Below are 13,822 nucleotides of genomic sequence, written 5' to 3'. Positions count from 1 at the left end.
TCATGTTTACTAAAATACTAATTGCCAACCGTGGCGAAATCGCCTGTCGTGTTATCAAAACTGCACGAAAAATGGGTATCCTAACTGTCGCTGTTTATTCTGATGCCGATGCTGACTCACTACATGTCAATATGGCGGATGAAGCTATTCATATTGGCGGTTCACCCTCGCGAGAAAGCTACTTATTATCTGAAAAAGTGATTGAAGCAGCCAAACGCACAGGTGCACAAGCAATTCACCCAGGTTACGGTTTCCTATCTGAAAACGCAGACTTTTGTCGCATGTGTGCAGCCGAGGGTATTACTTTTATTGGCCCACCTGTTGGCGCAATTGAAGCCATGGGTTCAAAGTCAGCGGCAAAAAATATTATGGAAGCTGCTGATGTTCCATTAGTACCTGGTTATCATGGCGATGACCAATCAGAAGCGATTATTAAAAAAGCCGCTAATGATATGGGTTACCCAGTGCTACTTAAAGCCACTGCCGGTGGCGGTGGTAAAGGTATGCGCCAAGTATGGAGCGAAGACGAATTTTCTGAAGGCTTTGCTGCGGCAAAACGTGAAGCTAAATCTTCATTTGGCGACGACACTATGTTGGTTGAAAAATACTTAACACAGCCACGCCACGTTGAAATTCAAGTATTTTGCGATAATCACCAAAATGCTGTTTACCTTTTCGAACGCGACTGCTCAGTGCAACGTCGTCATCAAAAAGTGATAGAAGAAGCACCTGCCTTTAGCATGAGTGAAAAGCTACGTGCTCAAATGGGTGAGTCAGCTATAAAATCAGCGCAAGCCATTGGCTATCAAGGTGCTGGTACGGTTGAATTTTTACTTGATATTGACGGTTCATTCTACTTTATGGAGATGAATACCCGTCTACAAGTAGAGCATCCAGTGACTGAATTAATTACCGGTCAAGATTTGGTTGAATGGCAATTACGTGTCGCTGCAGGTGAAGTGTTACCCAAAGCTCAGCACGAATTAAAAATTAACGGTCACGCTTTTGAAGCACGTATTTATGCTGAAGATCCTAATAACGATTTCTTACCAGCAACCGGCACATTAAACTTTTTACAACCGCCAGTAGAAAGTGAATTTGTTCGCGTTGATACCGGTGTACGTCAAGGTGATGAAGTTAGTGTGTTTTACGATCCAATGATTGCAAAGTTAATTGTTTGGGACGAAAGTCGTGAAAAAGCCTTACAACGTATGGCAAAAGCCTTATCTGAATACCGTATCACTGGCGTTACTACTAATATAGATTTTCTTTATAACTTAGCGACATCCGCGCCCTTTGTTAACGCAGATATCGATACTGGCTTTATTGAGAAAAATCAAGCCATTATTTTCCACGAAAGTGAGCAAGCATTAGCAGGCGAATTGCCGATGGCAGCACTGTACTTAGTTCTATCTCAAGAGTTAGAAGCACAAAAAACAGCAGCCAAAACTAACGATCCCTTTTCACCGTGGAATATGACCAATGCATGGCGTTTAAATGAAGCCAACATTCACCATATGGTATTAGCGCATAACGACAGCGAATACCCGATTACTGTTGAACAAAAACGTCAGGGTAGCGGCAGTTATTACTTGATCACGGTTGATGGTCAAACCGTTGATTGCCAAGGTCGTATCGACAACGATAAGTTATACGTCAGTATTGACGGCTATCGTAGTCACGCAACCATTGCGAAAAATGGTACACAAATCAGCCTTTATCACCAAAACGGTGTTTTCAACTTCACGCATGTTTTACCTGATTGTGGTGATAACAGTGGTGACGATAGCCATGGCGGTTTAGTTGCACCAATGAACGGCACTATGGTGTCAGTATTGGTAGCGGCTGGCGAAACGGTTGTGGCAGAGCAACCGTTAATGATCATGGAAGCGATGAAAATGGAACACACTATTCGCGCACCAAGCAATGGTGTTGTTGACACGATTTACTATAAAGATGGTGATATGGTTGATGGCGGCGCTGAGCTTATTGCCTTCACGGCGGAGGAAGCGTAATGGCTGATAATGCAAGCTTACCCACACAAGTAAAAATTGTTGAAGTTGGACCGCGCGATGGTCTACAAAATGAAAAGCTGCAAATCAGTGCTGAAGATAAAATAGCGCTGATTGAGCAATTGGCTGATGCCGGCGTTAGCTATATCGAAAGTGGTAGTTTTGTTTCACCTAAATGGGTGCCGCAAATGGCAACATCTACCGATGTATTTAATGGCATTAGCCGAAAAGATGCTGTTACCTACGCTGCCCTCACGCCTAACATGAAAGGTTTTGAGGCAGCAATGGCGGTAAATGCCAGTGAAGTAGCGATATTTGGCGCGGCATCAGAAGCGTTTAGCCAAAAAAACATTAATTGTTCAATCGAAGAAAGCTTACAGCGATTTGAACCTATCATGGCTGCCGCCAAAGCTGCAAATATTCCTGTTCGCGGGTATGTATCTTGTGTTGTCGGTTGCCCTTACGATGGTTTTATCGAACCTGAGCAAGTCGCTATGGTGGCAGAAAAGCTATACAAGATGGGCTGTTACGAAATATCACTTGGCGACACTATTGGTGTCGGTACCCCAGCTACCGTAACTAAAATGATACAGGCCGTTAGCGCCCGTGTGCCAGTAGAAAAACTTGCAGTGCACTTTCATGATACGTACGGCCAAGCGTTAACTAACATTTACAGTGCTTTACAAGCAGGTGTAATGGTAGTCGATAGTGCTATTGCAGGTCTAGGCGGATGTCCATATGCTAAGGGCGCTTCAGGCAATGTTGCCACTGAAGATGTTTTATACATGCTTAACGGTTTGAATATTGATACTGGCATCGATTTTAACAAACTATTAGCGGCGGGTTGGTACATTAGTGACAAATTAGGTAAAGCACCGGTTTCTAAAGTTTCAACGGCGTATAAAGCTCAATAAGCTAGTTATATTTAAAGACGAAGATTAAAAATAACGATAAAAATTTATTAACGAGGAACAAACGATGGCAGGATTTGACAAGGTAGTGTCAAGCTATGAAGAAGCTATGGCAGGTCTTGAAGACAATATGACCGTAATTGCTGGCGGTTTTGGCTTATGTGGCATTCCAGAAAACTTAATTAGTGAAATTAAGCGTAAAGGCACCAAAGGCTTAACCCTAGTTTCAAACAACTGTGGTGTTGACGATTTTGGCTTAGGTATTTTACTCCCTGACCGTCAAATCAAAAAAATTGTCGCCTCATATGTTGGTGAAAATGCCGAGTTTGAACGCCAAATGATGAACGGTGAACTTGAAGTTGAATTAACACCGCAAGGCACTTTAGCTGAAAAAATGCGTGCTGGCGGTGCTGGTATTCCTGCATTCTACACGGCAACCGGCTACGGTACTCCTGTTGCTGAAGGTAAAGAGGAGCGAGAATTTGATGGCAGACATTACATTTTAGAACCGGCAATTAAAGGTGACTTTGCCATTGTTAAAGCTTGGAAAGCCGATCGTTACGGCAATTTAGTATTTAGAAAAACCGCTCGTAACTTTAATCCTTTAGCAGCAACTGCCGGTAAAATTACCGTAGTGGAAGTTGAAGAAATTGTTGAACCGGGTGAATTAGACCCAGATCACATTCATACACCGGGCATTTATGTAAATCGATTAATTCTAGGCTCATTCGAAAAACGCATTGAACAACGTACTGTTCGCAGCGATACATAATTATCAGTGTTAGTAAGGAGTAATTTATGGCTTTATCAAGAGAACAACTAGCACAACGTGTTGCACAAGAACTTCAAGACGGTTACTACGTAAACTTAGGTATAGGTATTCCAACGTTAGTGGCAAACTACGTACCTAAAGGTATGGAAGTTATGTTGCAATCAGAAAATGGCTTATTAGGTATGGGGCAATTCCCAACTGAAGCATTAATTGATGCTGACTTAATTAATGCCGGTAAGCAAACAGTAACGATGGCTACAGGCGCGTCAATTTTTGACTCAGCGGAGTCTTTTGCCATGATCCGCGGTGGTCATGTTGATTTAACCGTATTAGGCGCATTTGAAGTAGATGTTAACGGTAACATTGCCTCATATATGATCCCAGGAAAGTTAATCAAAGGTATGGGCGGAGCTATGGATTTAGTCGCTGGTGCCGATAATATTATCGTTACTATGACTCACGCATCAAAGCACGGCGTATCAAAGTTATTAAGTAATTGTACACTACCCTTAACAGGTAAAGGCTGTATTAAAAAAGTATTGACGGATCTTGCGTTTATTGAAATCAAAGACGGTAAATTTCACTTGTTAGAACGTGCACCAGGTGTATCGGTTGAAGAAATAATCTCGTTAACCGAAGGTGAACTAATTATTGACGGCGAAACTCCTGAAATGAGCTTCTAGATTGTTAACGCGTTATTGACAACTAAAGATTAAATAAAAGGGCTTTTGCCCTTTTTTTTGTAGTTTATATCGCACGATAACGTAAACCTTATCTCACAGGCACTATTTACCTATGCAATCAACAAAAACAACAACAAACTAAGTCATTATTTATTAAGGTTTTTTCCATACCCCTTTAATTAATACGTACAATTTGTAACATAATGGTTGCATTTGATTATCGTTTTAGTGATACTGAAATTGACAAAGAAAAGGCAAGACACGCGAAAACGTGTTACGCAAAACCACCGGTCTAAGGATAAATATTGTATTTATCTATGACAGCGGAGTTACCGTGTTATTAGGTACATCCTGTGGTTTTTTCTTTTACTAACTCTATTTTATTATTAAAGGTTATTAAAATGAAAAAATTATTACTAGTTACTACTATTACAGCTTTAACAATGACGTCTATTGTATCAGCACCAAAAGCGCAAGCAGCTAACATTGCACAGAGTGTATGTGAGTATGTTGCCGCCGATGACAAGAAACGTATGCGTTCATTCTTAAAATCGAATAAATTAAAAATTCGTAATATCTTCTCAGGTATTCAATGTAATGGTAAAAACTTGTTGGAATTTGCTGCTACTAAAGGTTCAGTTAAAACAGGTTCTTTGATGATTAGTAAATTACCAAAGAAGACTGTATCAGCTAACTTGGCACTTATTCAAAGTGGATCGCAACCATTAATCGACGCTGCTAACAAACGCGTAAGTAGCTAGAACTTTATTTTCCAGTAGACGTTAACGCTTATTGTAAGTTCAATGTTTTACTAGTTAATAATTCTTATGTCATTAAAAAGGCCAGCATTTGCTGGCCTTTTTTTCTCTGAAAATTTTACTTAATCTTTTTAATAATCATTAAATTCAGCTGGCTACAAATTCAAAAACTAATTAAAATCATTCTACAACACTAATTTTTTGCTAATCGGTATTCAATGTCACATAAGCGCAGTTACATCAATAGTAATAATGCCTTAGTATTAACCGGAGGTGGTGCGCGTGCCGCATACCAAGTTGGTGTCTTATCTGCGATAGCTAAGTTTATGCCACGTAACCATGGCGTACCCTTTCCCATCATCTGTGGCACTTCTGCCGGAGCAATTAACTCAACGGCATTAGCTTGTTATGCGTCTTGCTTTCAATTGGGGATAAAAAAACTGGAGTGGGTCTGGAAAAATTTAGATCCCGGCCGAATATACCATAGTGATGCGTTACGTATTTTTAGCCACCTGGCATCGGGAATGCTGGGTAGCTTTCAAGCTGATTATGCCAATAAAAGTGCCCGCAGTTTATTAAATAATGCGCCATTACGCGATCTACTTAATATGGTAATTGATTTTAATCGCATCGATACTAATATCAGGCGTGGCTACTTATCGGCTGTTTCAGTTACTGCATCAAGCTACACTAGCGGTGATTCAATCAGTTTTTTTCAATCAGAAGAGTCAATATTACCTTGGTTTCGCGCAAAGCGACGTGGAGAGCCAACACAACTAAATAGTCAGCACTTAATGGCATCTGCGGCAATCCCTTTAGTGTTCCCTTCTGCAAAAGTTAAACAAGAACATTTAGGCGATGGTTCTATTCATCAGCTTTCACCACTAAGCCCTGCCATACACTTAGGCGCAGAAAAAATATTTGTAGTTGGTGTTGATCAACCTAAAGAGCCAATTCATGCGCGAGAAAATAATCCTCATCCACCAACAACAGCAACCATAGCAGGACATTTACTTGATTCTGTTTTTTCTGACACATTACAAAGCGATATTGAACGTATGGAACGCGTCAATCATACGCTATCGTTAATACCTGAAGATTTAAAAAATCAGACCGCTGGTTTGAAAAGTATTAATTCTTTGGTCATTAATCCAAGTCATGACTTTAACGCTATCGCGGTGGAATATTACGACAAACTACCATTATCAATTCGTTTATTATTACGCAGTGTTGGTGTTACCAATGACGCTGAATCAAGCTTAGTCAGTTATTTGTTATTTGAGAAAAATTACTGCAAAGAACTGATTAGCTTAGGTTTTAATGATGCGCTTGAGCAAGAAAGTCAAATACGAGAATTTCTTAAGCTATAGAATTAATGGTATAGAGCTTAAGCTTTTCAAGCTAATTTACTCAGGAAAAAACTATTTAGCCTCAGCTCGGTTTAATGAGCATCATAATGCATTGATAATCAATAATTTTAATACATCCGATACCTCCAATGAAGTTAGTTAAGTGGATATCAAGGCGTTTATGTATCCGAATAGCGAGCTGTTTGGCACATCACCAGCATAGATAGGCGCTTAACTAGATTTATTGGATGACGTTGCTTAAGCCGAGTTAAGGTGATTTATCAAAAACGCAATGTCATTAAAATAAAAAGGAGCAATTAAGCTCCTTTTTCTATTTTAACTAAAAGAACAGTAAAGCAGATCAACTAATGCCCTTCTTGCACAAATCTTTCAGCACGTTCTACACGTCGAGGTTTTCCTCGTACAATTAACGTATCTTGAGGCTGTAATACTGTTTCGGGCGAAGGCTCTTCTGACTCTATGTCATTACGTCGCAGCGCAACGACAATCACTCGACGCTCGTCTAATTTTAATGATGAAATGCTTCGACCTGTCGCAAATGAGTCAGTAGTTAACAATATTGCATGAGCAAATTCAATACGATCAATAGCATTAGGACTCATGTCAGTATGTTCCCCCTGGAAGAAACCATGTAAATGGTTGTAATGATTTTTTCGCTCTTTTTGTACACGACGCACAATTTTTGAAAATGGTACCCCCGTTAGGGAAAGGACTTGCGAAACTAGCATTAAACTACCCTCTAGACTCTCTGGCACCACTTCATTAGCACCAGCTGCATGTAATTCATCTAGCTGATCATCATTGCGAGTGCGAACTAAAATAGGCACATCTGGTGCTAATGAACGTACCTTTTGAATAACATCAATTGACTGTTTATCTTCACCAAAGGCGATGACCACTAATTTAGCTTTTGATAGTTGTGCAGCGTGCAGTAATTCAGCTTGTCTTGAAGAGCCAAACAATACATTTTCACCCGCATCACGTGCTTTTGTCGCTCTTAGCGGATCAATATCTATAGCAACAAAATCTATCGATTCTTGCTTTAAAAAACGGCTAACCGTTTGCCCAATACGGCCAAATCCACAAATAATAACATGTTCATTCAAGCTAGTACTTTTTGCTAATTGCTCTAGAGGTTTCGTATCAATTTGCTTTTCTCGGCTAACCCAAAGTGCCCAACTACGAGCATGTGCCACCATATAAGGAGTTATCGCCATACTCAGCACACCTGTACCCAATAAAATAGACGCAGTTGTTTCGGGTAAAATTTCAACCTGGCTCGCTAAAGCAATCAGTACAAAACCAAACTCCCCCATTTGTGCAAGCATAATACCTGCTGCCCAAGCATCTTTTGGTGACTCACCTGCTCGTTTTGCCAACATGGCAACAACCACGACTTTAACCGCCATAAAGCTAACTAGCAGCAAGATAATGGTCAGGGGCGACGAGAAAACAACATTAACATCGAGCTTCATACCAACGGTAACAAAAAACAACCCAAGTAATATATCTCGATAAGGCCTGATATCAGCTTCTAATTGATGCTTATATTGGCTTTCTCCAAGCATCATTCCGGCTAAAAAAGCCCCTAAAGCCATTGAAAGCCCAAACCACTGCGTTAACGCTGAAGCAACTAAGGTTACTAGTAAAGTAGTTAAAACAAAGAGTTCATCCGTTCTTACTTGCGCAACTAAATTGAACAAACGAGGTAATAACCACTTACCGGAGAGCATTAATAATGAAACGACAAATACTCCTTTTACTAATGCAAATAATAACGCGAGAAGGAAAGATGAATCTCCTCCTTGTGCGAGTAGTGGAATAACAATGAGTAAGGGTACAACCGCAACATCTTGAAAGAGTAATACAGCAACAGAAAGTTGCCCCGACTTTTTCTTCATACCACCACTTTCACTTAATTGGCGAATAACGATAGCAGTAGATGAAAGTGCGAGGATCCCTCCAATAGTCAAAGAAGCTGCAAAACTTTGCCCTAAAAACATTGCCACAACCAAAAAAAGCACTAACGATATAGTGACTTGTAAGCTACCAACGGTGACAACCAAATGCCGCATAGCAACTAATTTTGGTAAAGAAAATTCTAAGCCCAAAGTGAATAATAGGAAGACAATGCCCAACTCAGCAAAATGCTCGTAGTTCACATGTTCTTGCGCTAAACCTAAACCATGCTCACCGACTAAAACGCCAGCAACCAAATACGCCAATATTGCTGGTAAATGCAGTCGACGAAATAGCCAAACAATGAGTACGGCGCTGGTTAGCATGGCGAGTAATTCTAAATGTCCTGTCACATAAAATCCTTACGAAATGAGAAGCGAGCAATAGCTGAACAATGGTTATTAGTACCTTTAGTCAGTTTAGCCTCCTAAATTGCTGTTTGTCTAAGATATTTTCTACTATTTCAATAAAGATCCTGTAAAAATTTAATCAAACGATTTATCGAAAATTAGTTTAAATGCCTCTACCACTAAAGGGCACCGCCTTCGGTAAGATTAAACCAATCTTTATAGAGCCAATCTATTGACATTATTAATAGCTTTGCTTTTCAAAAAAAATAAAAAAAAGAAATTAAAATACTTAGAAACAACAACTTAACATCAAAAAAAGTAAATGAAGGCGTCTAAATTTAAAACAGGTATAAATTTTGCTTGTAGAACTATGAAGTAATAGACCCCAACGAAACGGAACACTATATGCGCACAGTAAATATTGTTAATCATCCAAATTCAAAGTTTAACGCTTTCACGTTATTTCAACATGGCGATCAACAAAGTCAGCGTAATCTTGCTTTATTAGAGCAGTTACAAACTACTTTGGATGTCAAAGAGTTAATCGATATTTTTGCCATTGAAGTAGCAAGGTATGTTGATATTACAGGACTTTATTTTAAGCATAATGAAATAAGTGCAACCGCTCGAGGTAGTCGTCATGCAAAAGCTGAACGACAATTTGAATTAAAAATCGATGGGAGATTTATTGGTCTTTTAAGCTACTCAGTAAACGCTCCTATTAGCATGACTAATTTCAAAATTTTGACTGAGTTGCATCAATTGCTTATTAACCCATTAAATAATGCTATTTGCTATCACCAAGCGATGCAACTGGCCATGCAAGATGCCCTAACTCAACTTGGAAATCGACGAAGTTTTGACGAACAACTCAAACGCACTATGGCACAAGCGACTCGTCGTCATACTCGAGTAGGCCTTATTCTTTGCGACTTAAACAAATTTAAAGCGATTAATGACTCATTTGGCCATACTGTTGGTGACAATGTTTTAGAGCACTTTGCCAACGCCCTGCGCCAAAGTGTTAGAGGCACTGACAGTGTTTTTCGCTTTGGTGGAGATGAATTCGCTATCATTGTTGAAGATGCCTGTGAGCAATCATTAGCTGCTATTGAAAATAGAATTTATCAAGCACTCATAGATGACGCATTTTTAGCTAAATATGGTGTATCCAGTAGTTTAGGTTTAGCTTTTATGAATCGAGCTGATACTGCAATCAGTTTTTTCCAACGAGCTGATACAGCGCTATATTCTCAAAAAGTAAATACGCCAAGAAAGCTCAGTGTGGTCTCCAAAATAACCAGCTAAATCAGCTTTGATTCGAAATCACGTAATGCGCGTGATTTCTCATCGGGCGTAGCGCCAATGTACAAGCGGCAAATTCTTACCGCTTGAGCAAATTTTCCTATACCAATTTTTGCCAATACTTGACGGAGAAACATAGCGTCTAAACGAAAGTTCTCACTGTAATGGTCAATGGCTTCTTCAATGCTCGGGTAGCAAACGCCATCAAATTTAAAACTATCACTGCCATCATCTTTTTCTATTTCAATACCATCAACTACCAGCGGCCAGCCGCGAAAACTCACCCGCTCTTTTGCCACCTCATACATAAACCATGCACTTTTTTGAAAGCCAGCGAAACTTCCGCCCTCAAAGCCTGAGTTAGCCAACTCTTCTTGGGTCCAGTTCAGACCAATGGCTAGATCTTTCCTATATTTCTTGATCAGGAATTTTTTGACATACTGATCAACTTGCCAAATATTTCTTACTTTAGCTTTAAGTGCTGCGTTCACACATTCTGAGCAACTTGGTACGGTTAACGTTGGATGCTGGCAATTGAAAACAAGGTGATATTGGTGGGGAAAGGTGAAATGGCTAGCGGCTGGTTCTGCACAGAACCAGCACTGATGCCTACTTTCAAATGGTACTTCTATAAAGTTATCGTTTTCGTGCATGAAATACTATTTTTAATAGTTAAGATAATTGGAAGAACCGCTTTTAGCGTCTCTTGCCAACAAGCTTATTTTTTTGCTTTTGAGATTTTGCTCGGCGTTTTGCAGCAGGAGTTTCACTTTCTTTTTTACGCGCTAGCATTTGATTTTTTTCTTGTGTCGCTTTATAACGACTTTTCTTAAGTGGAGCATCTTCTTTCGCATCATATTGACCCGGTAATGCTCGATCTAACTCATAACCCGGTACAATAATACGTTCGAATTTACGGCCAATCAATTCTTCAATGTTATCTAAAAATTGCTCATCTTTAGGACTTACTAAAGAAATAGCCGTACCTGATTTACCCGCTCGGCCCGTACGTCCAATACGATGAACATAATCTTCAGCTAAAAATGGTAAGTGAAAGTTCACTACATAAGGTAAGTCAGCAATATCTAAACCACGAGCGGCAACATCTGTTGCAACAAGAACACGTACAGTACCATCTGTAAACTGCTCAAGTGCTTTATTACGTGCGCCTTGGGTTTTGTCGCCGTGACAAAGTGCCGCTTTAATACCATCAAGTTTTAACTCTTTCGCAAGAATATTTGCACTTTCTTTAGTGCCGGCAAAAACTAACACTTGGCGCCAATTATTAACGCCAATTAACTCTGATAACAATTCAGCTTTACGCGTTTCAGAGACCCAGTAAACTGACTGCTTAACCTTACCTGACGTAGAATTTTGACGTGCCACTTCAATAGTTTTAGGTGTTTTAAGTACTTTCTTAGCGAGTGTTTTAACTTTATTTGAAAAGGTAGCCGAAAACATCAATGTTTGGTGTTTTGCCTTAATCATCGCTGAAATACGTTCAATATCATTGTAAAAGCCCATATCTAGCATACGGTCAGCTTCATCAAGTATTAAGAACTGCACTTGTGATAAGTCAAGGTTACGTTGTTCAAGGTGTTCAATTAAACGTCCTGGTGTTGCCACTAAGATATCAACACCGTTTTTCAACATTTTAGTTTGTGGTGGCATATTAGCACCACCAAATATAGCACCACTACGTAAAGGTAAAAATTCACTGTATGTTTTCACATTGTCAGCAACTTGCGCGGCCAACTCTCTTGTTGGTGTCAATATTAACGCTTTAACGGTAGTCGTAGTGTCAAAACCATCAACAGACGACTTAACCTTGCGAGCTAATAAGTCTAAAACTGGTAAAGTAAAAGCTGCCGTTTTTCCAGTTCCTGTTTGCGCACTTGCCAAAACATCAACACCAGTGCGGATCACAGGAATAGCTTGTTGCTGAATCGGGGTTAACGTTTTATAACCACATGCTTTTACCGCTTTTAATAAATTAGCTGATAAACCTATTGCATCCACACTCATCACATCACCATTTCGTCATTATCGTAAACAACGTACCTATCCGATGATAAGCACGTCAAAATATTAAGGCGCGGATTATAGCAGCTTTATTCTGCACTGTTGTATTTAAATGGTTAGATAACTACTTCTTATACCAAATACCTTGGGTCAAATTAAAGCGTTTTTGCTCTTCATCATCAGGTTCATAAATCGGTAATGAGCCTTTATCATGCTGCTGATGGTAATTTTTAGCTATTGATATCACTACTTTTGACAACATGAATAATGCCGTCACGTTAAAAATCGTCATTAATCCGGTAGATAAATCAGCTAAAGCAATCACATCGGGCAACGTAGCAACTGAGCCAAATACCAGCATAAGTAAAAATCCAACCCGCAAGAACCAACGACCATAAAAGTTATCCATGTTCAAGTATTTAAGGTTATTGTCTGCATATGCAAAGTTTGCAACAATTGAGGTAAAAGCAAATAACAAAATAGCAATCGTAATAAAGTCACTACCCCATTCTCCCACTTGAAAGGCAAGTGCCTGTTGCGTTAATTGAATACCTTGTGCTTGGCCTGCTTCTGGTTGAAATAATAAGATTAAAAACGCAGTGCATGAACAAATAACAATCGTATCAAAAAATACAGCTAACATTTGTATGTAACCTTGAGAAACCGGGTGTGGAGGAAATGGCTCTGCTGCTGCTGCTGCATTAGGAGAGCTACCCATACCCGCCTCGTTTGAATACAAACCACGCTTAATACCTTGTACAATAGCTGCACCAACTAAGCCGCTGCCCGCTTCTTTCAAACCGAACGCCGAAGCAAATATATCACTAATAATACCTGGGATTTTATCTATATTTAAACCAAGAACAGTCAAACACACTACTAAATACGCCACTCCCATAAGAGGCACCGTTAACTCGGCAAATCGAGCAATATTTCTTAGGCCGCCTAAAATGATATATCCTGCAAAGAACGTAATTGCTATACCTGTGTACAAGGGATTAAAACCGTATGAGCCACTAAAAGCGTCAGTAATAGAGTTTGCTTGTACCGCGCTAAATACAAAGCCATAACCAAAGAATAAGCATAGAGAAAACGTAACAGCAAGTTTTCTATTTTTTAGACCTTTGCTCATATAATAAGCCGGACCGCCACGAAAATTTCCATTATTATCTTTTTCTTTATATAACTGCCCTAAGGCACTTTCAGCAAAGGCAGTTGCCATGCCAACTAAAGCAATTAACCACATCCAAAAAACGGCACCTGCACCGCCTAATGAAATAGCAACCGCTACGCCCATTAAGTTGCCAGTACCAACACGGGCGGCCAAGGACGTACATAATGCCTGAAAAGAGGAAATACCTTGACTAGAACTTTTACGACTCGACTTTAAAATACTAAACATATGGAAAAAACGAGTAAATTGAATACCTTTTAAGCGAAATGTAAACCAAATACCACAAGCAGTGAGCAGATAAATAAGAATACTCCCCCACAAATAGCCATTGATAGTTCCTATCCACACTTCAATAAAGCTTGGGGCTATTACACTTGGTTCTACCACATTATTCTCCAAAAGATATTACTATAATTTATATCAACAAGTGCAGCTTAACAAAAATAGCGAGATGGATAACTGGTTTTATTGCGCTTACCTTTACAAAGTGCTCTTAAACCACATTC

Annotated in this window: 11 protein-coding genes and 1 riboswitch; of the genes, 7 read left to right on the top strand and 4 right to left on the bottom strand. The window is 39.6% G+C overall.

The annotated features are described in order from the left end of the window. Nucleotides 1–2 precede the first annotated feature (2 nt). The 6 genes from B7C41_RS15610 to B7C41_RS15585 all read left to right on the top strand — a co-directional run bounded on the left by B7C41_RS15610 (nt 3) and on the right by B7C41_RS15585 (nt 6,506). Complete coding sequence (locus B7C41_RS15610) at nt 3–2,015, top strand: acetyl/propionyl/methylcrotonyl-CoA carboxylase subunit alpha (protein WP_085299869.1); 2,013 nt, start codon at nt 3–5, stop codon at nt 2,013–2,015. Then, complete coding sequence (locus B7C41_RS15605) at nt 2,015–2,926, top strand: hydroxymethylglutaryl-CoA lyase (protein WP_085299868.1); 912 nt, start codon at nt 2,015–2,017, stop codon at nt 2,924–2,926. The genes B7C41_RS15610 and B7C41_RS15605 overlap by 1 nt, the downstream gene beginning before the upstream one ends. A gap of 64 nt (nt 2,927–2,990) precedes the next feature. Next, entirely contained in the window at nt 2,991–3,695 is a 705-nt protein-coding gene (locus tag B7C41_RS15600; protein ID WP_085299867.1) for a CoA transferase subunit A, read from the top strand. Nucleotides 3,696–3,721: 26 nt separating this feature from the next. Next, on the top strand, nt 3,722–4,378 hold the full coding sequence (locus B7C41_RS15595) for a 3-oxoacid CoA-transferase subunit B (RefSeq protein WP_085299866.1): 657 nt from the start codon (nt 3,722–3,724) through the stop codon (nt 4,376–4,378). Between the two features lie 243 nt (nt 4,379–4,621). Next, a riboswitch (cyclic di-GMP riboswitch) is annotated at nt 4,622–4,715 on the top strand. Nucleotides 4,716–4,779: 64 nt separating this feature from the next. Continuing rightward, nucleotides 4,780–5,139: a DUF3718 domain-containing protein gene (locus B7C41_RS15590; protein ID WP_235839741.1), complete on the top strand. Its 360-nt coding sequence runs from the start codon at nt 4,780–4,782 to the stop codon at nt 5,137–5,139. Between the two features lie 215 nt (nt 5,140–5,354). Next, complete coding sequence (locus B7C41_RS15585) at nt 5,355–6,506, top strand: patatin-like phospholipase family protein (protein WP_085299864.1); 1,152 nt, start codon at nt 5,355–5,357, stop codon at nt 6,504–6,506. 344 nt (nt 6,507–6,850) lie between these two features. Here the strand turns inward: B7C41_RS15585 and B7C41_RS15580 are convergent, their stop codons facing one another. Continuing rightward, complete coding sequence (locus tag B7C41_RS15580; protein ID WP_169712445.1) at nt 6,851–8,791, bottom strand: monovalent cation:proton antiporter family protein; 1,941 nt, start codon at nt 8,789–8,791, stop codon at nt 6,851–6,853. A 429-nt stretch (nt 8,792–9,220) separates the two neighbouring features. Between B7C41_RS15580 and B7C41_RS15575 the strand changes: the two genes are divergently transcribed. Beyond that, the gene (locus B7C41_RS15575; protein ID WP_085299862.1) at nt 9,221–10,123 is read left to right on the top strand and encodes a GGDEF domain-containing protein; all 903 of its coding nucleotides are present in this window, start codon (nt 9,221–9,223) and stop codon (nt 10,121–10,123) included. On the opposite strand, the gene B7C41_RS15570 is transcribed toward B7C41_RS15575, so the two are convergent. The 3 genes from B7C41_RS15570 to B7C41_RS15560 form a co-directional block, all read right to left on the bottom strand. Next, nucleotides 10,120–10,773 carry a hypothetical protein gene (locus B7C41_RS15570; protein WP_085299861.1) on the bottom strand — a complete coding sequence of 218 codons (654 nt, stop codon included), beginning with the start codon at nt 10,771–10,773 and terminating at the stop codon, nt 10,120–10,122. The two genes, B7C41_RS15575 and B7C41_RS15570, sit on opposite strands and share 4 nt — an antisense overlap. A gap of 43 nt (nt 10,774–10,816) precedes the next feature. Continuing rightward, nucleotides 10,817–12,145 carry a DEAD/DEAH box helicase gene (locus tag B7C41_RS15565; RefSeq protein WP_085299860.1) on the bottom strand — a complete coding sequence of 443 codons (1,329 nt, stop codon included), beginning with the start codon at nt 12,143–12,145 and terminating at the stop codon, nt 10,817–10,819. Between the two features lie 121 nt (nt 12,146–12,266). Further along, nucleotides 12,267–13,703 (bottom strand): alanine/glycine:cation symporter family protein, encoded by a 1,437-nt coding sequence (locus B7C41_RS15560; protein WP_235839740.1) that lies wholly within the window; start codon nt 13,701–13,703, stop codon nt 12,267–12,269. Between the last annotated feature and the right edge of the window lie 119 nt (nt 13,704–13,822).

This window comes from Cognaticolwellia mytili, assembly GCF_002104475.1.
GTDB lineage: Bacteria > Pseudomonadota > Gammaproteobacteria > Enterobacterales > Alteromonadaceae > Cognaticolwellia > Cognaticolwellia mytili.
This window is presented reverse-complemented; position numbering and strand designations above follow the sequence as displayed.